Below are 21,715 nucleotides of genomic sequence, written 5' to 3'. Positions count from 1 at the left end.
TAATCGGTAAGCCTCAAGTAGAATGATTTTCAAAGAAAGGGGTACTGGGTCGATAAACCAAACTTGCAATCCCAATAGATTTTGCTATAAAAGTCAGAAAAATAACGACAGGTTCTCGTACTTGGCTAAAAGCAGAAATATTAAAAGCAAATTCTGTAATAGAAACAGCTAATTCCCAATATGCACGTTTCTTTGTGTTTTCTCCTAAACGATCATATTTTAATGCTCTACAGGTTTCTAAAAATCGAACAAAAAATCCTATACATAGACCCCCTCGTACCCAAGTATCTAGACTCTGTCCAGGCACCCAAGAAAAGAGTTTAAATCGACCTAAAGAATTGGCATAAGAAGCAAGTTCAAGCAAGTTTAAATCTCGTAGAAATGTAGGTACGCAAATTACATCTACAGTTAAAAATGTCAAGTCTGTGAGATTTTCAAGCCAAGTATTTTCTTTTTGAATCACTTTAAGGTTTTGTAAATCAATTTGATGAGCAGCGCACCCGTTAAGTAAATGATCCGGCTGAGCAGTTAATTCTCCAACCATCCATTTTTGTAAAACTTGACTAAATTCTTTATCGTCTATCCAAGCTAAATCATACGCAGACATTTGTTTTAAAAAATTTTTTAAAGAGGCCTGAGAAAAATCGTGAACAGTAGAGTTTTGCTTAAGACCCTCTTCATTTTCTTGACCGATTCCCCAATTTAAACATAGCTGGTGTTCTAATTGTTTTTGCGTACGAAATTCATCAATTTTATTGGAGTCTATCGCATGAAAAAGTTGATAAGGAATTTTAAGAAATCCATAAAAATCAAGTGTGTTTGAAATGTCTAAAATAGCCACTAATTGAGGTAAATACGGACGCTCACAATAATAATTAATTCCTTGCAAAATTGATAGTGCCACAAGGCAAATTCGTTGAAAACCTTCAGGATCCAATCGAATTTCATTAATTTCAAGAATGGTTGTTAATATAGTCTGTTGAGCTTTTTCACAATAATTTATTAAAGATGTGCACACTGCGCGGCAGTAAGTCTGCATGCAAACTCCCATTTTCTGCCTTGTATGAACGACGTAAGAATATTTACGAATAATCACTCAGAATAAGTACCTTATTCTGAGTGTAAATAAAAGCAATTTACGCTGCTATTGCTGGATTATTAAAGCGAACCTCTCTATCTCTAGAACGATCTTTCCAATATCTAATTAAACCAGCATTTTGTGTAATTACATCCACTAATGTGAACCAAAATGCAGTTCCATAGCGACTTCCACAACCAATTAAGATCATTTTACCAATGCTACCAGTCAATTTAAGCCACGTACTTATATCCGATAAAATTTCTTTTCTCTTTCTTGTACGATCTTCCCCTGTCTCTCCTTCAACATTAACGAACGCTTTGACAAAGCGCGAAATCTCGATTCCTGAGGCAGCAAAAATAAATATATCTTTTGGCGAATAAAAAACATTGCTAAGCACGGGAATTTGATCTAAGGAAATTTGTTCTAAACGTTTACCTTTTAAGTAAGATATTTTAATAGAACCAATTGCAGCACCTAATCTAGAAACAGTTTGAAACGCAACAACTTCATGTTTTTGCAAAAATCTTGCAGTATCTAAAAAATTGCCTATTCCATAGAGAACCGCGACCCAATTTGTTCCTTCTTTATATTTTGGAATTGTCAAACTAACTTTTTTTGTCACCTTGTCACGTTGAATAAAGTCACAGGCTGATCCAATAAATTTTGTTGCATAGTAAAGGTTTTTTTGACCCTCTAAAGTTTCAATGGCAGCATTAAATACGTTTGTATGCTTTATTCGCCCAATTAATTTTAAATTGGCAATTGCAGCTTTTGTCCATTTTTCAAACCCTTCGTGACGTAAATCATAAATATCGTAAGCAGCTCTGCTCGGACCTTCTCCTACGTACCTAATTCCTTTTTTAACTTCACTGGAAACTAGACTAACTCCCTCACCAATAGTGAAAAGAGCGGAGTTAACCCCATGAGAGATATGGGAAGTGATGGCATTCATATTAAATCCTTATATCGTTATATTTCTGATGATTAACCGCCTAAGCAGTCATTGTTTCAAAATAATTTGGTTTTGGTCTTGCAAGGACGCAGGCAATACCAACTCCTTTTGTAATAATAGCCCCTGCATAAAAAAGTCCTGGAGAAACTTTTAAAATATTTCGATGATTTAAATAGCCAACTCCTTGATAAACAAATTCAAAAAGAGAGCTGATAGCGTCAATTTTAGCATTTCTTCTGGCGGTTGGCGTGAGTTTTTCATCTAATAATTTACGTGTTGCTTCAAATAATTTAGCGCCGAAAGCAAACGTTACACCACCTCTTACCCATGTTTCTAATGACTGATATTTTACCCAGCCAAATCCACTATTCTGTCCAATGCGCATTGCCCAAGCACCTGTATCAACTAGATTCCAAGCATTGGTATAAAGACCTACGCAACCCATATTAATAAAAAGCCCTGTCACATCAACAATTTTATCTACAAGTGTTCGATGGATAACAGGAATTTTCACATCATTTAAATCGACTACATTAAGAATGGAGCTACTTGTTAAATCAGCTATAGGTTCTTGCAAACGATTCTGCAGTGCTAACGCAAAATCTTCTGTGGAAGTGTAAGCATCGTCATTAGCAACCATACTGTCTAACTGAGCTTGCAAATGCTTCTGAACAGTTTGTCTTAAAGCCCCCCTATCAAAGTTTGGAAAAATTACACATAGCTTGTTTACGATATTTTCTAAAGCTTGCGGAGCATTAATCGATTCAGCTTTTATAGGACATAAAAAACCACGCGGTTCTTTTAAAATCTGATAAAAATCATGCATATTCGCAGTAGATAACGTCCGTTCTAACTTTGGATAGACAACTATCCCATGATGCCAATTATAATATTGGATAATACTGATAGCTATCTGCGCAGTTTTTTGGAAAATTTCTGGATTATTTCTATATTTCTTGAGCTTAATAACACCTTTTCCTATTGACTGGAAGGCAGCCTGAGGGAAATCTATCACTGCATTTGAGCATCTACTTAAGAGATTCATTTCTTACTCCTCGAGAAATTTTGTAGGAATTTTATCATATTCAATCCCTGGATTAAAAATCAAGGCGCTGATTAATTTAAATAAATAAAGACTAAAATTTATAAATCGCTCTATGTTAGTTAGAATTTTAAATATAAAATAAAGGTTGGTTATCAATATCAACCGTTTTTGAGAGCAAAGATGTAAATTTTTGTATTATTTGTCAATGCACTTGCACAGAAACGGATTTATTAAAAAGCAGGCCTAGCTTGTTAAACTTATAGTCAAACCTAAGTAACTAATTAAAGTGGGGACAAATTTCCTTCTAAAAGAATCACACTTAAAATTGATATTTGATTGGCACAAGATAAACGTCATTTTCAAGACGCAGCTTTTGTTTATTCTTTTAAATTAAAAGCTTAATAATAATCCATTGCCAAACCCTATACAAAAAATAGTTCTCATTGCTATCCAGATATACCTAGATTGAACGGTTAGTATTTTCCAAGTGACTTTTAAAATCGAAAATTCTCCTCGTGAAAAAGGCTGATCATTACTCCAAGCAAACTAACGGTAGTAAAACATACCATAAAAAAATTTATAAAATAGATTCTGATTTTTTCGAATTAGCACATGAGAAACAATTTGAGATGCTTTTTTTTATTTTTGATCTAAACAAACTCTTTTTTAAAGCATTTAACACTTCAGTAGAAATATCATAATTTTTTATCATTATTTAATAAATTCATGGTTAATTGTTGAGATTTTGCTTAATCTCTTTATTAAACAATCTTCTTTCTTACATACATGTGCTAAGTGTTTTTTGAATCGATATATTGCCTTAAGGAATAGATATTTGACAAAAGCGTCTTATTACAGCAAAAATACTACCTGTAAATTGAAATACTTTTTTTTTCATAGCTGCAGCAGGATTTTGAGCTATTTTATTTGAATGCTATATTCAAATTAGAAGATAAAAAAGAATAGAAATATTGGATTAATTAATGTAAGTTGCAAATAACTAAGTTAAAATAAAATTTAGATGTAAATAAAAAGGCCTCAGATCCTTAAATTGTTTTTGTGGAACAAATAACAAGGATTGAAGCCATGGAAGAACAAATTATAGCACTTTATTGCCTTTTAGACGACTACATCCTTTCGATTGGATACAAAGATTGGCCAAATACAAAACTGTCTACTTCGGAAATTATGTTGATAAATTTAGTAGGAATGAGATTTTTTTACGGAAATATGGAAACGTCCCGAAAATTTCTTATTGAGCATAGATATATCATGAATAAACTGAGTAAGAGCGCATTAAATAGAAGAATTCATCAAATACCCATGAAATGGTGGGAGGAAATTCTTGAGTTTATTCAAAAATTAAAAAACTTTGGAAAATTACCTTTTGAATATATTGTTGATGCATTTCCTGTTTCTGTTTGTAGAAATATAAGAATTCAAAATTGTAGAATTTATCGAGGAGAGGAATTTAGAGGGTATAATGCTAGTAAGCGAGAATATTTTTATGGATTGAAAGTAACAGTCTTAGCTTCTCAAGATGGGTGCCCTTTTAGAGTTATCCTTTGTCCAGGCAGAGAGCATGATGCTGTTCCTTTTAAATACATGGAACGAAACTTACCCGCAGGCAGTAAGATTTATGGAGATTCTGCCTATGTCGATTATAAGCATCAAGACATGCTTGAAAAGATAGAAAACATCAAGCTCATAGTGGAGCCAAAATCTAATTCTCTTCGTTCAATCGATTTACATGATTTTGTAAATTTGAAGCACATTAGAAAATTTATTGAGGGAGTATTTGGCGTGATATCAAGACTGATGCCTAGAAAAATTCATGCAACGACGTCTAATGGGTTTGAAATTAAAGTTTTAGGATTTCTAGTAGCAGCTGCAACAAATTTTTTAATAAATTAGTTATTTGCAACTTACATTAATTAATAATCAAAAAAAATAATATAAAAATAAATTATATTATTAACTCACTTATATTAATTAACTAAGAATTTTAACTGATTTTTTGACATTCCTCGGATCCATTGTTCAGAAGTCATTGTTTTTTTTCCTTCCAGTTGAACCTCCACAAGTTCTAATGCTTGATCGCCAGTCAAAATTTTCAAATTCCCCTTAGAACTATCTAAAATAGTACCAGGACAGTTTGATGGATAAGGGATTACTCGCGTACGGCTGATTTTTAATCGTTTTTGCTCTCCATTAACTTTGACATAACACCAAGCTCCAGGATAAGGATTAACTCCTCTCACCAAATCGTGTAAATGTTGAGCTGATTGGTTCCAATCTAACTCGCAATCCTCTAGTTCAATCTTTGGTGCGAATGTTGCTAAATGAGAATCTTGAATTTGACGAGATGGCTCACCCCGATCGAACTGCTTGATTACTTCTAGCAAGGCATGCTTTCCTATTTGGCAAAGAGCTTGTTCGAGCTCACCATAAGTCATTTCCGAAGTGATTTGCACTGACACTTTTTTGATCATGTCACCTGCATCCATTTTTTTCACCATATGCATGATCGTTACGCCTGTTTCCTTTTCTCCTTCAATAATCGAGCGTTGAATAGGAGCAGCACCTCGATATTTTGGCAATAAGCTAGCGTGTAAATTAATGCAAGCCCGTTTAGGCATGTCTAACAAATGTTGTTTAATAATTTCTCCATAAGCAACAACGACAAATAAATCTGCTTCATAATTTTTTAAAACAGGCGCGAAATCTAAAGATGAAACTACTTCAGGTTGATAAAGGGGTAAGTGATAGCTTTGAGCAATTAATTTAACTGGAGTAGGAACAGGTATGCTTGAACGCCCTTTTGGTCGATCAGGTTTGGAAATAACAGCGACCACTTCCACCTGATTTTGCAAAAGGAATTCTAGAACTTGCGCAGCAAAAAGAGGAGTACCAAAAAAAATAACCTTCATTTTTCTATTTCTCACTACTTGCTTGCATTTAGAGGCTCAGTGGGTTCTTCCAAATTCAATCCCTCTTCTTCCGCCTGAAGGCACATTAAACCCCTTTTTGTCAAACGACAAAAGTTGACAAAATGTTGAATTTCGGGAAGCGGCTTTAATTCTTGTTCAATTTGATTAAGTGCTTCTTGCATACGAAAACCTGAACGATAAAGAAGCTTAAAAGCTTTACTCAATTCTTGCCGAACTTCTAGAGTATATCCCTGTCTTTTCAATCCAACAATATTTAATCCCCCAAATTTATAAGGAATTCCAGCTCCAATTGTAAATGGAGGGATATCATGAGTCACACGACTCATTCCTCCAACCATTGCATTGCGTCCAATTCGAACAAACTGATGGATAGGAGTCATACCTCCAATCACAGCATAATCTTCCACAATTACATGTCCTGCTAATGTAGCATTATTACTCATAATCACTCGATTTCCAACGACGCAATTATGGGCAACGTGGCAATAAGCCATAATGAGGCAATTGTCCCCCACTTCTACTACTGATCCTTCTTGGCAAGATGAATTGATCGTGACAAATTCCCGTATCTCACAATTTTTACCAATCTTGACGAATGTTCTTTCACCTTGAAATTTCAAATCTTGTGTTTTCGTTCCGATACTTGCCATCGGATAAATAATGGTCCCTGCTCCAATGGTTGTGTAACCATCAATATAAGTATGAGATTTAATAACAACATCATCTTCTAAAATCACATGAGGTGAAGCAATCACAACATAAGGTTCAATGACGACATTTTCTCCGATAACCACTCCAGGCGCAATAATAGCTGTTGGGTGTATTTGACAAGAACTTTTCATGCAACATTCACTTAACTTAAAATATTTTAATTTTTTGAGATGTGTATTAAATTTGACTTTTGTCTACAAACACAAAGCCTATTTCAGCCTCGGCTGCAATTTTTTGGTTCACTAGTGCTTCAGCTTTAATTCGCCCCCCCTTGCTACTAAAATGCAATCCTTCGCCTTTCAAATGGAGAACATCGCCTGGTTTCACGGGCTGTCTAAATTTAGCGTGATTGACATTAAGCAAAATTGCAATTTTATCTCCCGGCCCTCTCAAATGAACCAAAATACCACCCGCCTGAGCTAACGCCTCTAAAATCAAAACGCCTGGCATGATTGGAGCATTAGGGAAATGACCTTGAAAAAAAGACTCGTTAATTGTTACGTTTTTTTGCGCTAGGATATATCCTTTTTCTACATCGATTTCTAAGACACGATCGACAAGCAGAAAAGGATAACGGTGGGGTAAAATATTGATGATTTGATTGATATCCAATGCCTGTGGGTTATCTGAAAGATTAACCATCAATGACTCTCCATAGTGATATGTTTTAATAATTCTTTAGCAAAAAGAAAGTTTGTCAAATGTCCCGATCGAATCGCAATGATGTGAGCATGGAAATCATATCCCACTAAAGAAAGATCGCCGATCAGGTCCAAAATTTTATGTCGTGCCATTTCATCTGGAAAAAAGAGCCCACCTTTACTCAAGATCACTTCGTCTTTAATTACAACAGCATTATCCAAACTTCCTCCTTTAATTAACCCTCTATCCATCAAAGCAGATATTTCTTTATAAAGGGAAAAAGTGCGACAAGGAGCAATCTCTTTTTTAAAATTTTCTTCATTTACTATAACAGAATGAAATTGACCGCGCAAAAAGGAGGATCCTGGATAACTCAAAGTGTAGCTAATACGATAACCATCGAAGGGTAAAGCCACTAAATGAATATCACCTTCAGATAAATATACAGGGTGTTTGAGCTTTACAACGGGTATCGCTTGTTCTTGTGTTCTTATCCCTACTTTTTCAATCATTTCTACAAAAACGTCGGAACTACCGTTTCCAACTGGAGGTTCTATACTTGTAATTTCAATACATAAATTATCAATTTGATAAGCTTTTACCGCAGAAAGGACATGTTCAACTGTGTGAATACGAACATCATTAATTCCAATTGTCGTGCTGCGCGCAGTATCTTGAACATACTCAATAGTCGCTGGAATAATCGGTTGTCCAACCAAATCAATACGCTTAAAAACAATTCCTGTACCTTCTTTAGCAGGACAAAATCGAAGTCCCACTTCTTTTCCAGTATGAATACCAATACCAGAAAAAACGGCAACATCTTTTAATGTACGTTGCTTGCGAACAATTGTTTCCAATGCTGGATTGACGGTCACGCATCAACCTTTAGTTATTTGTAAGAAGTTGAGTATGTTAATTATAAATCGGTTTTAAAGCAAGGAAGTAATCATGGCACTCATCAAATTTTTCTATTAATTCTAATCAAATAATTCACCCATACAAGGACTTATTCAGAAAAAGAAACATCGAAAAAATTTGTCTGCAATTGTCCAAATCATAAGCAAACTACTTAGGCATAAAATAAACAGGTCACCCCATTTTGCATATAGGGTTTTATAATGATAAACAGGGACTTGTACATAAAGAGAATCGGCTATTTCTTGTGTTTTCATCATATCTGGTCCTAATACATTAATTACTTGACCTAAAGAATCGATTGCTCCAGTGATTCCGGTGTTACAAGCTCTCATCAAGGGAATTCCATTTTCAACTGTACGCAATCTCGCATGATCAAAATGTTGTTTAGGAAGCTTAGAATTAGGATACCAACCATCGTTTGTCAAGTTGACTAGCAGTTCGGCCCCTTTTTGTCTATTTTCACGGATTAAATCGCCGTAAGTTTCCTCATAACAAATTGTTGCTCCATAAGGAACTGGTCCATTAAAAATTTTGGCTCCTTTCCCGCAAGTAAAAGAACCTGAAATACCATACCTGGCAGCTAATTCCCGGCAAAATTCGAAAGGAATATACTCTCCCATCGGAACGAGTATACGTTTTTCATACCTTTCAGCAGGACGCTGATCAGGAGAAAAGTGAAAGGCAGCACTATAAGATGCATGACATGTTTTTTCTTCATCAAGATAGACACTATCTTCAAATCCCACGACAACATAGGACTGAAATAAATTAGCCAAAGATTTCACGATAAAAGCGTTAGAAACGAGCCATTGATTTCCTCGATCGGACGATAAAAATGAAGCATAAGGAGATATTAAAGGAGCAAGGGACTTTAAAGCTTCAAATCCAAATAGCTCTTTCCACAACTTCTTGATATTTTCTAAAGGAAAAACTGGGTGATATGTTCCATAAGGAACTACATATTCGGGTAAAACAATCAAATCAATTTGGCGACCTTTTTGTTTTTGCATCGTCGATAAAATCTGATGCCATTCTTGTAAAACAAAGTTACGTGCCTCTTCCGCACTTTGAAATCCCAAATTTTCTTCAATCGGAAGGGCAGGTTGCACAAGTACCGCAGAAATGGATCTTGTGTTTTGGTTCATTTGATTTAAGTGGTAATAAAAATGGCTTCCCCCCATTAAATAAGGACTCAAAGCACATCCAATCGCTAAACTTATTTCTCTTTTATTCCATCCAAAAAACCAGGCTCTTAGCATCCATAAATTGGTTAACATTACCCAAAAAGAAAGAAAATAGACTCCTCCGATCGAAGCAAATTGAAGAGGATAAATGAATCCTGATAAAGCAATGCCTACTGGATTAAACGATAAACCTGATAAAATGAATAAACGTGACCATTCTAACCAAACCCATAATCCTGCTAAACCAAATAAATAAGAAACTCTTTTTAGAGTAGAAGGTTGAATAGCTAAAGCCAGCAGACCAAATTGTGCCCCCATCAACCATGCACAAAAAAATAGCACTCCATAGATGTAAAAATAAGGATGAGAGACAAACCATCCAAGCTGCACCATTTGCACTGCCGCATACCACCCCATTGCTAAACAAAAGCGCTCTTTTTTAGAAGAAATTGTCAGCAAAATGCGCCAAAAACAGGCAAACCCACCAATCGACGCCAAAAGCCCTAAAGATATACTCCAAGCAGGTTGACCAAAAGCCACAATAAGGAAAGAGAAGAAAAACCCTCCCCATTTCTGAAGAGGGCTTAAATTTGTATTTTCAGAAGAAAAAAAAGCTAGCATACGAACTACAGACTTTTGTCGATTATTTTGAAATTGACATCATTGCATATCAATGAGAAAAGATCGATTAAAAGATATTTATTCAAACGTGATCTATTAAAAAAAGCCCGCTGATGGCAATTTGGACCAAGCAAACAGTCTTTCTAGTTATTGTTTTTTAATTTCACTCAATGAGTTTTTATTCTACTAGCTCAATTCAAATTCTTTAAAAGGTTTTTTACCTCTACTTGTTATCTCGGATATGAGTTTAACAATATAGGATAACCTTTTAAATAAACCTTTGTCAAACTCATTTTTTATTAAGCTCATTTCATCAAGTAATTTTACAAAATCTCGATAATTTGTCTTAAATTCTTCAAAGTCTTTGAAAGGCCCTCCCCAGGTTTGATATTGAGGCTTGCTAAACTCTTTATTTTCTTCTACAAATTCCCTTTGAATTGAAATTAAAGTAAATGGGGAAAGTTTATCAAAGAATGAATCAATATTAGTAGTTTCTTGACCACTAATTTTAAAAGAAATTTGCTTCACTAACTCTTTTCTTAATTTTTCGATTCGTTCTTCAGCTTGTGCACGATCTATCTCTCGAACTTTAGCAAGGTGTTCTTCTATGGATCGTCGTCCGTCAGCTTTTCCTTTTGAATTTTCGCGATGTTTTTCTTTTAATTTTTTTAAGAAAAATTCAAGATAATTTTTAAACGGCTCAATTTCGTTTTCTACATCTGGAGTTTCTTCAATCATACTTCGCATCATTGAATTTTTCTTTACAGGCTCAAATTTACCCCATTCCAAAGCTTCAATAAGCTCTTCGATTTCAACAATAAGTTCATGTAAAGCAGGGCCCATATATTTATCTAGCGAGCTTTTATGTTTAGGACGTAGCTCAAAATCCCCCGATTTCACCCTATCAACAGTTGTTGACGTTGATTTAAGTTTTTTATAGCATCCACGAATTTGCTCAAGTAAGTTAGCTCTATTGCCATTGTCATTTGACAATTCCCCATTTTCCAAAGTTGAAATTGTAAATGCTCTATCATTTTGTGCTGAGGATTCAAATGTCGCAGAACGAGCTAAAACGTTCAGGATAGAAATTTCAGCAACTGTTTCCATGTTTGAAACGGCGGATTCAATTTGTTCCAAAGCGTTTTTGGACTCTCCTTCTTTAGCGATAGTCTCTTCTAAAACTTTAATTCTATTTAATAACTCTTGCTTCTCATTTTCCAAACTATTAATCTTTTCTTGCAACTGATTGGCATCCATTTTCGAAGTCTCAACTTGCAATGATAAAACTTGCTTTTGTTCTTCTGCTGCCGCTAATTCTGTTTTTATAGATTGAATTTGTTGTTCTAATTCTTTTTTTGATTCTATGAGGTTTTGATTTACTAATCTTTTACCCTTTAACATTTCCAACATATCTGCTGAAAACTTGGTAAGTCGATTTTTCTCTTCCTCTATTTTTTTTTCTGCTTCTATAACTTTATTATTTGCCCATAGTGTTGCTTGTCTTTCCTCATTTAATTGTCGCTTGAGGGATTCTAGTTGATTTTTTAAATCCTCTTTTTCTTGATCTAGATGCTCTTGATGGTTTCGATTGAGAGTAGATAACTGCTTATTCAACTCGGTTAACTGACCTTGAAGATCAACAATTGTGTTTTCTTTACTAGCGTTATCTTTCCGTTCTTGTTCGGCTTGTTCTAAAGCCTTTTTTAAAGACGCTTCAATCTCAGCAATTTTACTTAATAACGTCGTTTTTTCTAATTCTAACTCCTCAGCCTGCGCTTCACGAGAAGCTTTTTCTCTTTGTAGATTTTGCAAAGCTTGGTTGGCTTGTTGTAAAGCCTGCTCATCTTCATTTTTTAGATGGTTTCGATTGAGAGTAGATAACTGCTTATTCAACTCCGTTAGCTGACCTTGAAGAGCAACAATTGTGTTTTCTTTACTAGCGTTGTCTTTCCGTTCTTGCTCGACTTGTTCTAAAGCCTTTTTTAAAGACGCTTCAATCTCAGCAATTTTACTTAATAACGTCGTTTTTTCTAATTCTAAATCTCCAGCCTGAGCCTCACGTGAAGCTTTTTCTCTTTGTAAATTTTGCAAAGCTTGGTTGGCTTGTTGTAAAGCCTGCTCATCTTGACTTTTCTTTTCTTCTAAAGATCGAATATCTTTTTGCAATGCGTTAAGATTAGGAGTCAAACTTCCCAGATCTCTTCTAGCCGCTTCTAAATCAACCCTTTTTTGATTGAGCTCTTGTTGTTGCTTGCTAATTTGATTTTTTAAAGATGAGATCTCATTCTTTAATGTTGAGTTTTGCTTTTCAGACAAATTCTCTAAGCGTGAACGCACAAACTGATAAGCACTTTCGGCATTAATAAGGTAAATGAAAGGCAGAATGGCTGCAGTAAAAATACTTTCAACTAGACGATTGAGGTGAATGAGTGAAGAAGCTAAACCGGAACTACGAGATGTTGACAAAGAAGCTGAGAAAGGGGTTACAACAAAATTCCAAGGGAGTGTCAACCCACCTAGAATAAGTTTACTAGCAAATCCTGTTGCGTGAACTATTACATCAACGGCACTAGCACTAATAATAGCAACGGGACTCACAAGCTTAGCACCAAAAGCTTTTAAATAGCTTTCTTGGTTTAAGCTATATAAATAAGCTGTTGTTTGAGCTGTCAAACTAAAATTTTCAAAAGAAGTCAATGGACTTGGCATTAGAATCTCCTAAAATAGAGAGATTATTATACTTATTTCTGCAAATCTTATTACAAGGAAATTAAAAATAAATAAAAATCTTATTAAGAAAAAGTTAACAAAGAATTATTTATCTAAACAATTTTTTAATCGTTGAATATTATATTTTCTTTGTTCAACTCTAATTTTGAACTAATTATGATTTCTAAAAGGCTTAAAGGATTCAAAGGTTTTTTTTCAGCTAAACCTTGTTGATAAAAAACTGTCGATGGAGTGAGCCCTGGAAGTGTATTAGCTTCAATAACAACCATTTTTTTTGTCTCTCGATGATAAAAAATATCAAGTCGAGCATAATTTTGAATTTGCAAAGCATCTGCCGTTTTCTCAATTAAAAATTTAATTTGAGAAACATCTTCAGAAGCTAGAATTTTTTCTGGAGGTGGGGTTAAATTAACTCCCGTCCCTCCTTGAAATTTTTCTTCCAAACTTAAAACGGCTCCTTCAGCAAGTGTAATGCTTGGATTCAATGAGCGATAAATTTGATTATGCTCAAGAACCCCGACAGTCAATTCTACCCACCCTTCTTTTATTTCATGAATTAGCTCTCCTTGATCAAGGATAATTCGATCTGTTTCGATATAAGGTTCTAATAAGTATTCAACGCAAGTTGATGAAGGCATTTCAATCACGTCTTTTTGTTGGCTAAAAGAACCTTTTGGAATTAACGAAACGTTATTTTGAATAAACGCAAAATACTTTTCTAAATCTGCCCCAGATTCTAATAAAACAATTCCGGCGGAACATCCATCTTGACGTGGTTTAATAATTAGTCGATTCGATCTTAATGAAATACAAATTTTATTCCATTTTTCCAAAAAGTATTTTGTAGATTGACCGAACAAATTGGCAGCTTCTACACATTCTTTAGGAAGCGAAAATATATTTGGATGTTTGAGCTGTTCAATTACTTGACCTGTTAAAAATTTATCCATACAAATGGAAGAAGTTTTTGCACAAGAGCCATTATAATACAGTTGGTTTTTTTCCAATTCTTTTTGCAAAATTCCATTTTCCCCTTCCCCTCCATGCATAGCAATAAAAACAAAGGCTTGGTTAGAGGCAGAAAGTTGATAAAAATCTTGTAGACACATGCTAGAAGGAGTTTCTTGAAAATTATATGGAATACCAAGCTGCTCGCAAATAGAATTAAAATAGTTCGGAAGTTTTTTGTTCGATGCTTCTCTAGCTAAACACCTATGTAAAATTTCTTCAACTGTATGATCCAGTGTATAAGCATAAGGTAGTTGCCAGATTAAGTCATTTTTTCCATAGAAAAAAGGGATAGGATGATACTTAGATGATCGTAAAAGCTTTAACCAAACATTTGTTCCACTCATTAATGAAACTTGTCTTTCTGCATTTTTGCCTCCAAACAGAACATGAACCTTTTTTTTTTCTAGCATCGATTCATCAACAAAGGTTGGAGGAGCCAATTTCCATCTCAAACACGCACTTGTAATGATCAAACGAAACACATCGCGGTGAGTTAATCCAAGAAGAGAGGCTTGCCTAAAAAGAAAACTGTTCTGCTCCATTCCACTAATTGGATTAAGGTCAGTAAAATAAATTGTTCCATCATTTAGTAACCAACCATCTAAACGAGCGAAATCGCGCATATGAAATAATGTAAAAATTGCTTCGGCTTTTTGTCTAATGCCTTGAATAATCGTCTCATCAAAGCGTGCAGGGGTATGATAAGTTGTTTGGTTTGTAGGAAGATATTTTTTTCGATAATCAAAAATCTGATGGTTTTGATAACTCATTTCAATTTCAGTCGGGATTAAAGCGACAGGTTTACTTTGTTGATTTTGAAGGACAACAACGGTAAATTCTGTCCCTTCACAAAAAGGCTCTATTAGGGCTCGTTTAGCTATTCCTTGCTGGCAAAGCATTTTAATTTTTTCAAAAGCATCTTCTGGAGTCTGAACAGAGGTCACTCCTATCGAAGATCCACCCATGGTTGGTTTAACAATAGCTCTTTTTAACTGATGCTGTTCAAAAAAAGATTTAATAGGTGCCAAATCATTGGTTTCAGGGCACACTTCCAATTTCATAAAAGCCGGAAATCGATTTTGATGTAGGATTTGCGAAGCATGATATTTACAAAACATTTCTGCACAGGCTTGACTACCTGTTCCTACAAAAGGAACATCTATTTCTTCCAAAATTTTTTGTAATTCTCCATCTTCACCAAATATTCCATGAATAACAGGAAAAACCAAATCTATATTTCTTAAAATTTTTTTAAATTCTTCTCGATTCATTGCTTGCGCTGACTTTTTTAATTTAAAATCAAAATCCGCCGGGGTATTTGAATAAAGTTGAGCTGTTGAAATAAGATAAAAAAAATTTTGATAGTCTACGTAAATAGGAATAATCTCTATAAACTCAGAAGCCAAATGATCTAGAACAGAGCGAGCAGAATTCAGAGATATCCCTCTCTCTAATGAAGGACCTCCGCAGATAAGAGCTATTTTAAACATGAATCTTCAACCTGATAGTCAAGAATGTGAAGAATAAGTGTAATAAACTTAATATAATTAGTCGATGACGAATTATTCTAGAAACCATTTTTAAAGAAATAAGGGAGATAATTTTTAATGAAAATGGTTTTTCTCAATACCTAATTCGGTTCACCATTTATCAAACAACAGTTTATGAGATAATTCTATTTAGAATAATCTTTGCCTTCCTCTATAATCATTTTATGACACAAAAAATTCCTTTCCGTGATTACCATTTATTTTCTTTATTAGAAGCCTATGACAGGCAAACTTTACCTCTTGATCTTTTCATCAGTCATTATTTTAGAGAACATTCTTCTTTAGGGTCAAAAGATCGAGGGTTTTTAGCAGAAACCATTTATGCATTAATACGCTGGAAAGGATTGCTAGAATATCTTGCCCCTTCTTCTTCCTGGCAGGAAAAATATATTGTTTACCAAACAACAGACTTATCTAAAATGCAGGCTCGTGAAGATATTCCACTTCATGCAAGAGTCAGTTTTCCTTCCCATTTATTTGAATTATTCGAAGAATGTTATGGGGTAGAAAAAGCTGTTAATTTATGTTTAATTAACAACACCACTGCCCCTACAACAATTAGAGTCAATCGAATCAAGACAACGAGAGATTCTTTATTTAAAAGATGGGAAGGTCAATATAAAATCTCCCATACACGTTATTCTTCAGAAGGAATTATCTTTCATAAGAAAATTAACTTTTTTAGCCTCCCCGAATTTAAAGAAGGCTTGTTCGAAGTACAGGACGAAGGAAGTCAACTATTGGCACAGCTTGTCCGGCCTAAACCTGGTGACCAAGTATTAGATTATTGCGCAGGTTCGGGTGGTAAAACGTTAGCATTTGCTCCTCACATGGAACATCGAGGGCAAATTTATCTTCATGATATTCGCCCTTTTGCTCTTCAAGAAGCAAAAAAAAGGTTGAAACGAGCAGGCATTCAAAATAGTCAAATTCTTTTACCAAATAGCCCTCAATTATCAAAATTGAAAAAAAAGATGAATTGGATTTTAGTAGACGCTCCTTGCACAGGGACGGGTACATTACGCCGTAATCCTGACATGAAATGGAAATTTGATGAAACCGTTCTTCCTCGCTTGATTGGCCAACAAAGAACAATTTTTGAAAAAGCTTTAAGTTTTTTACATCCTGAAGGGCACATTGTATATGGGACCTGCAGCATGTTAAATGCTGAAAATCAGAACCAATTAGAACATTTCATTAAAACATATTCTCTCGAAGTGGAAGGAGAAATATTCCAAACAATCCCAGCTCAGGGGGAAATGGACGGTTTTTTTGGAGTTGTTCTTAAAAGAGCATAACTCTATCATATAATGACAGTTTCCATAAATATATACCCTTTAACATATAAAATTTTATTTCTTGTTATGAAAAAAACTATCTTTATTGCTTCTCTTTCTTTCTTTTTAACTTTTTACGCGCTAGAAGCAATTAAATCGGACGACTTCCTTTCTTCTTCTCGTACTGAAGAATCTAAAATTTTTATTAATAATCGAATTCTAGCAAGAATTAACGGTAAACCTATTTCTGCCTATGATCTTGTCAAAAAAATGGATGTCACCTTCTATAAACAATTTCCCCAATATCTTTCTTCTACTGAAGCTCGCTACCAATATTATCAATTTAGTTGGAAATATGCTTTGGAAGATTTAATCAATAAAGAACTTATTTTAGCTGATGCCCAAGAAAGTAAAGTTGAGGTTACTAGTGGAGATGTTCGACAAGAAATGGAACTCATGTTTGGCCCTAACATTATTGCGAGTTTAGATAAAATTGGTTTATCTTTTGAGGAAGCTTCAAAAATTGTTCAAGGTGATATCCTTTTAAAGCGTATGATCGGTGCCAGGGTCAATGGTAAAGCTATTCGTCAAGTCACACCCTCCAGGGTCCGTAAAAGCTATGAAGATTTTATTAAAGATCCAGCAAATATCCGATTGACTATCTGGAACTATAAAGTTTTGACAATTAAAGATCGTAATCTCAAAAAATCTGAAGAAATCGCCCAGGCTGCTTATCAACTTCTTAGAAAGGGTTTTTCAATTGAAGAAGTTCCTGCTAAATTAAAAGAAGGGAAATTGCTTGGTCGCAAAGGAAAAGTAACTGTTTCAAAGGTAATCCATAACAATGAAAAAGAACTTTCTAAGTCCTATCAACAAATTTTAAATCCTTTAGATACAGGAATGTATAGCCTACCTTTCGAAAATAAAAGTCGCGTTGAGCATACCACTGTCTATCGAATTTTATTTGTTCAAGAAAAAATTCCTGGTGGTTACCCTTCCTTTAAAGAAATGGAACCTGTTTTAAAGGAACGACTTTTAAATCAAGTGGCTGATGAAGAGACTGACTTATACCTCAAAAAATTACGAGAACATTTTTACGTCAGAGATAAAGACTTAGAAGCAATGGTTCCTGCTGACTATCAACCTTTTGTTTTAAAATAAGCAAATTTATGCCTATTTATAAACCCAGCGAATTACGCCTTTTTTTAAATCAACTTGGAATTTTCCCCAAAAAAGGACTTTCTCAAAATTTTTTGATTGATGGAAATATCATTCGTAAAATCGTTAGAGCCTCGGACGTACAACCAGGAAATCTTGTCTTAGAAATTGGCCCAGGGCCAGGCTCATTAACACAAGCTATGCTAGAAGTAGAAGCCCATGTAGTGGCTGTTGAAAAGGACTTTGTACTAGCCCGCGAATTAAAAAGATTTCAAACGCCATCAAAGCAACTTGAAATATTTTGTGAAGATATTCTAATGTTCTCAGTTGAAGAAGAACTTCAAAGTCGATTAAGAGATGATCAGAAAGCAAAAGTGATTGCTAATCTCCCCTATCATTTGACAACTCCAATTCTCGCAGAAATGGTTGTTCGACGAAAACTTTTTTCTTCGTTAACTGTCATGGTACAAGAAGAAGTCGCTAGGCGTATGACAGCTTTACCTGGCCAATCTGATTATAGCTCTTTTACAATCTTTCTGAATTTTTATTCTAAGCCCCGCTATGGTTTTACGGTCAGCCGAAATTGCTTTTACCCTGCCCCAAAAGTTGATTCTGCTATCGTTGTTTTAGAATTAAAAGAGCCTCCTCCTAATATTGATGCACAAGTCTTTTTTAAAATCACTCGTACAGCCTTTGAACAGCGTCGTAAAATGCTTCGTGCCTCACTCAAATCTCTTTTTGACCCATCTAAAATATCAAACGCTTTAGAAATAATTGGGCAAAATCCTCAAGCTAGACCGGAAGTTTTATCTTTAGAAGATTTTATTAAACTATATCACGAACTATATAGCTCTGAAAGGCATTAATGCCATTCAGCATCGATAAACTCAAAATTTTCTTTTTTTAATAATCTCATTCATCATACTTTGCATTTAAAATAAATAAGGACATTTTTTAACACGAGAGAATTTTTTCTTCGATTTTATCTAATGCTAGTTTTGACGCTCTTCTATTTGGACTTAATTTAACTAAGCCATGCTTCAGGATGATTAGATTATTTTTCAAATTTTATTTCCACTAATCTCATTGCATACTAAAAATATTTTAAACCAATATTTACTTTTAAGTTTTTAAGGCTATTTCTAGAAATTTTATAGGCTAAACCAAACTGACTACTTTTTGTTTAACTCTGCGCTTTTTATAACAAATTAAAAGTTAAACTGCTTAAAAGAAATTATTATTTCAATAATTTCAAATTAATAAGTAATTAACCTATTCAAGCTTATTTTAATTTATGAATTTGTCAGGCCAAAGATTTTCTATTTTGTATTATCAATTAAACTGCGTCAATTTAGTTAGAATAAAGAAAATTTTTATCATTAAAAAATTTTAATGGTGAAATTTATTTTCACAAATGCTTTCTTGCTTTAATGACAATCAATTTTAAAAGAAATTTTATTTCAATTAAGGTTGAGAGTTGAGTATATTTTAGAGCTCTTTTGGACTAGTTTTCCAAATGAAAAACAATAACCCAAACATAAATAGGCTAATCAAACTTACCCACAGCCAAGAAAGTTGACCGAAAAAACCCTCGATATTAGCCATCCAGCTATAGGGCCATGCGTAAGAAACATCTCCTAATGCTAAAAGAGAGGCCTTTTTAATTAAGCTACCATTCTTAGCAATGAGATGTAACTCTCCCACTTGTTGATCTTTTTGGATAGGTAAAGGTGGAATCATCCAATATAAAAGACATTTAGCTTCGGGATCTTCTGCCAGATAATAGTCTAACTTCAATGGTTCTTTTAAATGCGTTTGTAGCGGGCAAGCAGCTTTAGGAAGATTATGAGCAAATGACTGTCTTCCTTCTTTCAAAAATGTACGTTGAATTTTAGGTTGATTGAAAGCAGCATCAAACAATTTAATAGCATCTTGAAAAATGGTATTTCTCTCTTGATAACCCAATAAAACCACTATCAAGGTCCTTTCTTCCGATCGAGCGACTCCAATATATGTTTTTTTAGCTTTTGCATGATAACCAGTTTTTCCTCCAATCGCTTTAGAATAATAAAAGCTTCCGGGGCGAATTAACCGATTTGTCTGTAATAAAGTCGTTGCCGCTTGTTTATTCGTTTTTGGCCTTAAATATTTTTTTTGTCCAATCAATTCGCAAAAAACAGGTTGTTTCAAAGCTTCTTTGGTTATTAGAGCTAAATCGTAAGCCGTTGTTTGATGTTGAGGATGATGCAGACCATGAGGATTATAAAAAGTTGTTTTCTCACAGCCAATTTTTTTTAAGTAAATGTTCAACTCTGCCATAAAAACTGGAATTGTAGGGCCTAGGGCATTAGCAATTACGTTTGCGGCATCATTTCCAGAAGGAATTAACATCCCTCCTAAAAGATCGTGCAATGACATCATTTCTCCTTTTTTTAGACCTATGTGACTGCCATCAGGTTCTAGTCGATAAGGAGGATCATAATTAGTTTTCTTCTTAGCTTCTTGCGAAAGTGTCGTCAGTGAGTCTTGCTCAGCGGCCATCATCTGGTTAAGATCTTGCTTTTTACTTAACGCATATAAAGCTGTGGCTACTTTTGTTGTACTGGCTGGAAATTGGCAAGAGTAGGCTTCTTGTTCAAATAGAATTGCTCCACTTTCAGCATTAAGTAAAATAGCCGCTTCCCCAGCAATTTTAAAATCAAGGGGGGCTGATCGTAAGGAAAAAGAAATTATTGTCACAAAAAAAATGTACCAGACTCTCATTTTAAACCCATGTTCAACTTGACGCTTACTTACTAAAATATTACGAATAAAATCCGAGAAATTATAAAAAAAAACAACTAAAAAATTGAAAATCAATTAAAAAATAAATTAAAATTATTATGTAAGATTAGTATTTTCAGACCTCTAGAAGTGAATGAATTTACTAATTGAATGAAATTAGCCAATACGTTTTTATTCCAAAGGAAGAGATAAGAGAGCTATATATGCACAATTTAGCAATGATCGAAGAATATTATAAAAAATTTAGTAAGAATCTTTCTTATTGGATTCCTGATGGAATTTTTTACGTTAACCTTGATCTCCTTCATCATTTTGATTTATTACATTTTCAGCCCTTGACAAAAAAGAAAGCTCAATTGATCCCTCGTTATTTTCATATCATTGAATCGACAGATAAAATTACCTTAGTTAACGATGATTATATCGTATGGATTGTTCCTGATCAGCTAGATGATTTACCCGTCACTTATACATTAATTGCTTTAAATAAGCCTGAAGAAGATGTTCACTTAGAAGCTACTTTTATAGCGTCCGGAATTTATAACAATTCTAAAATTGTTTTAAAAATATTAGAAAGTTTTTTGGCAGAAATTCAAGACAATGAACAGCAACTATCTCAACTAAAAGACTCTTACAATCTATGATTTTAAATGCATTTTCTAAGTTTTAAATTATTGTTCAGGATCCATAATGTATTTAATCAAAGAAAGGATATTGCCCTCCTTACCTCTTTGATATTCTACTTTATCCATAATTTCGACATAAAGATAAATTCCATATCCTCCAATCTTCAAATTCGTTGAGTTGTTTTTCTTATTAGAAAAGCCTTTTTTTACAGGATTGAAAGGGATTCCTTGATCTTTGATTAAAATGTGAATCCCGGGTTTTAATGAAGTTTTGTCACAAATAATTTCTATTTTTCCAATTTGGTCGGGATATCCATAGTGAATAATATTTACAAGAGCTTCTTCAGCTGCAACAACAATTTTATTGAGTGTGTAAGAATTTATATGATGAGATTGCCCATAAGATTGAATAAAACTAAGCATTTCATGAAGTTGGCTAAGATTAGCTAAAAATGTTTTTTGATGCATAGA

The 21,715-nt window shown here is 34.1% G+C and carries 17 protein-coding genes; 5 read left to right on the top strand and 12 right to left on the bottom strand.

Features of this window, described 5'->3' with window-relative positions; genetic code table 11:
• Positions 1–13 precede the first annotated feature (13 nt).
• The 3 genes from PC_RS02000 to PC_RS01990 all read right to left on the bottom strand — a co-directional run bounded on the left by PC_RS02000 (position 14) and on the right by PC_RS01990 (position 3,078).
• Positions 14–1,039 carry a hypothetical protein gene (locus PC_RS02000; RefSeq protein ID WP_181679019.1) on the bottom strand — a complete coding sequence of 342 codons (1,026 nt, stop codon included), beginning with the start codon at positions 1,037–1,039 and terminating at the stop codon, positions 14–16.
• 97 nt (positions 1,040–1,136) lie between these two features.
• Positions 1,137–2,033, bottom strand: a complete 897-nt coding sequence (locus tag PC_RS01995) for a hypothetical protein (protein WP_011174959.1) — start codon at positions 2,031–2,033, stop codon at positions 1,137–1,139.
• Between the two features lie 40 nt (positions 2,034–2,073).
• On the bottom strand, positions 2,074–3,078 hold the full coding sequence (locus tag PC_RS01990; RefSeq protein ID WP_011174958.1) for a hypothetical protein: 1,005 nt from the start codon (positions 3,076–3,078) through the stop codon (positions 2,074–2,076).
• A 1,086-nt stretch (positions 3,079–4,164) separates the two neighbouring features.
• On the opposite strand from PC_RS01990, the gene PC_RS01985 reads away from it, so the two are divergent.
• Complete coding sequence (locus PC_RS01985; RefSeq protein ID WP_011174955.1) at positions 4,165–4,992, top strand: IS982-like element ISPasp3 family transposase; 828 nt, start codon at positions 4,165–4,167, stop codon at positions 4,990–4,992.
• Positions 4,993–5,066: 74 nt separating this feature from the next.
• Here the strand turns inward: PC_RS01985 and fmt are convergent, their stop codons facing one another.
• From fmt to PC_RS01950, 7 genes are all read right to left on the bottom strand, one after another.
• Positions 5,067–6,008 carry a methionyl-tRNA formyltransferase gene (gene fmt, locus PC_RS01980; RefSeq protein ID WP_044044747.1) on the bottom strand — a complete coding sequence of 314 codons (942 nt, stop codon included), beginning with the start codon at positions 6,006–6,008 and terminating at the stop codon, positions 5,067–5,069.
• A 14-nt stretch (positions 6,009–6,022) separates the two neighbouring features.
• On the bottom strand, positions 6,023–6,871 hold the full coding sequence (gene lpxA / locus PC_RS01975; protein ID WP_011174953.1) for an acyl-ACP--UDP-N-acetylglucosamine O-acyltransferase: 849 nt from the start codon (positions 6,869–6,871) through the stop codon (positions 6,023–6,025).
• A 46-nt stretch (positions 6,872–6,917) separates the two neighbouring features.
• Complete coding sequence (gene fabZ, locus PC_RS01970) at positions 6,918–7,382, bottom strand: 3-hydroxyacyl-ACP dehydratase FabZ (protein ID WP_011174952.1); 465 nt, start codon at positions 7,380–7,382, stop codon at positions 6,918–6,920.
• Entirely contained in the window at positions 7,382–8,260 is an 879-nt protein-coding gene (lpxC, locus tag PC_RS01965; protein WP_011174951.1) for a UDP-3-O-acyl-N-acetylglucosamine deacetylase, read from the bottom strand. The genes fabZ and lpxC overlap by 1 nt, the downstream gene beginning before the upstream one ends.
• 135 nt (positions 8,261–8,395) lie before the next feature.
• Positions 8,396–10,108, bottom strand: a complete 1,713-nt coding sequence (gene lnt, locus PC_RS01960) for an apolipoprotein N-acyltransferase (RefSeq protein WP_052278629.1) — start codon at positions 10,106–10,108, stop codon at positions 8,396–8,398.
• A 186-nt stretch (positions 10,109–10,294) separates the two neighbouring features.
• Positions 10,295–12,817 carry a hypothetical protein gene (locus PC_RS01955; RefSeq protein ID WP_011174949.1) on the bottom strand — a complete coding sequence of 841 codons (2,523 nt, stop codon included), beginning with the start codon at positions 12,815–12,817 and terminating at the stop codon, positions 10,295–10,297.
• A gap of 125 nt (positions 12,818–12,942) precedes the next feature.
• Entirely contained in the window at positions 12,943–15,339 is a 2,397-nt protein-coding gene (locus PC_RS01950) for a D-alanine--D-alanine ligase family protein (RefSeq protein WP_011174948.1), read from the bottom strand.
• A gap of 224 nt (positions 15,340–15,563) precedes the next feature.
• Between PC_RS01950 and PC_RS01945 the strand changes: the two genes are divergently transcribed.
• From PC_RS01945 to rsmA, 3 genes are all read left to right on the top strand, one after another.
• On the top strand, positions 15,564–16,697 hold the full coding sequence (locus PC_RS01945) for an RsmB/NOP family class I SAM-dependent RNA methyltransferase (RefSeq protein ID WP_011174947.1): 1,134 nt from the start codon (positions 15,564–15,566) through the stop codon (positions 16,695–16,697).
• Between the two features lie 66 nt (positions 16,698–16,763).
• Positions 16,764–17,837, top strand: a complete 1,074-nt coding sequence (locus PC_RS01940; RefSeq protein ID WP_181679018.1) for a peptidylprolyl isomerase — start codon at positions 16,764–16,766, stop codon at positions 17,835–17,837.
• An 8-nt stretch (positions 17,838–17,845) separates the two neighbouring features.
• Positions 17,846–18,700 (top strand): 16S rRNA (adenine(1518)-N(6)/adenine(1519)-N(6))-dimethyltransferase RsmA, encoded by an 855-nt coding sequence (gene rsmA / locus PC_RS01935; protein ID WP_011174945.1) that lies wholly within the window; start codon positions 17,846–17,848, stop codon positions 18,698–18,700.
• Between the two features lie 622 nt (positions 18,701–19,322).
• On the opposite strand, the gene PC_RS01930 is transcribed toward rsmA, so the two are convergent.
• The gene (locus PC_RS01930; RefSeq protein ID WP_044044745.1) at positions 19,323–20,597 is read right to left on the bottom strand and encodes a D-alanyl-D-alanine carboxypeptidase family protein; all 1,275 of its coding nucleotides are present in this window, start codon (positions 20,595–20,597) and stop codon (positions 19,323–19,325) included.
• Between the two features lie 224 nt (positions 20,598–20,821).
• Between PC_RS01930 and PC_RS01925 the strand changes: the two genes are divergently transcribed.
• Positions 20,822–21,262 carry a hypothetical protein gene (locus PC_RS01925; protein WP_039356727.1) on the top strand — a complete coding sequence of 147 codons (441 nt, stop codon included), beginning with the start codon at positions 20,822–20,824 and terminating at the stop codon, positions 21,260–21,262.
• Between the two features lie 27 nt (positions 21,263–21,289).
• On the opposite strand, the gene PC_RS01920 is transcribed toward PC_RS01925, so the two are convergent.
• Entirely contained in the window at positions 21,290–21,712 is a 423-nt protein-coding gene (locus PC_RS01920) for an ATP-binding protein (RefSeq protein ID WP_011174942.1), read from the bottom strand.
• Positions 21,713–21,715 lie beyond the last annotated feature (3 nt).

Source organism: Candidatus Protochlamydia amoebophila UWE25 (assembly GCF_000011565.2).
In the GTDB taxonomy this organism is placed as follows: domain Bacteria; phylum Chlamydiota; class Chlamydiia; order Chlamydiales; family Parachlamydiaceae; genus Protochlamydia; species Protochlamydia amoebophila.
Note: the sequence above shows the minus strand (reverse complement) of the source record. Positions and strands in the feature narration are given on the sequence as shown.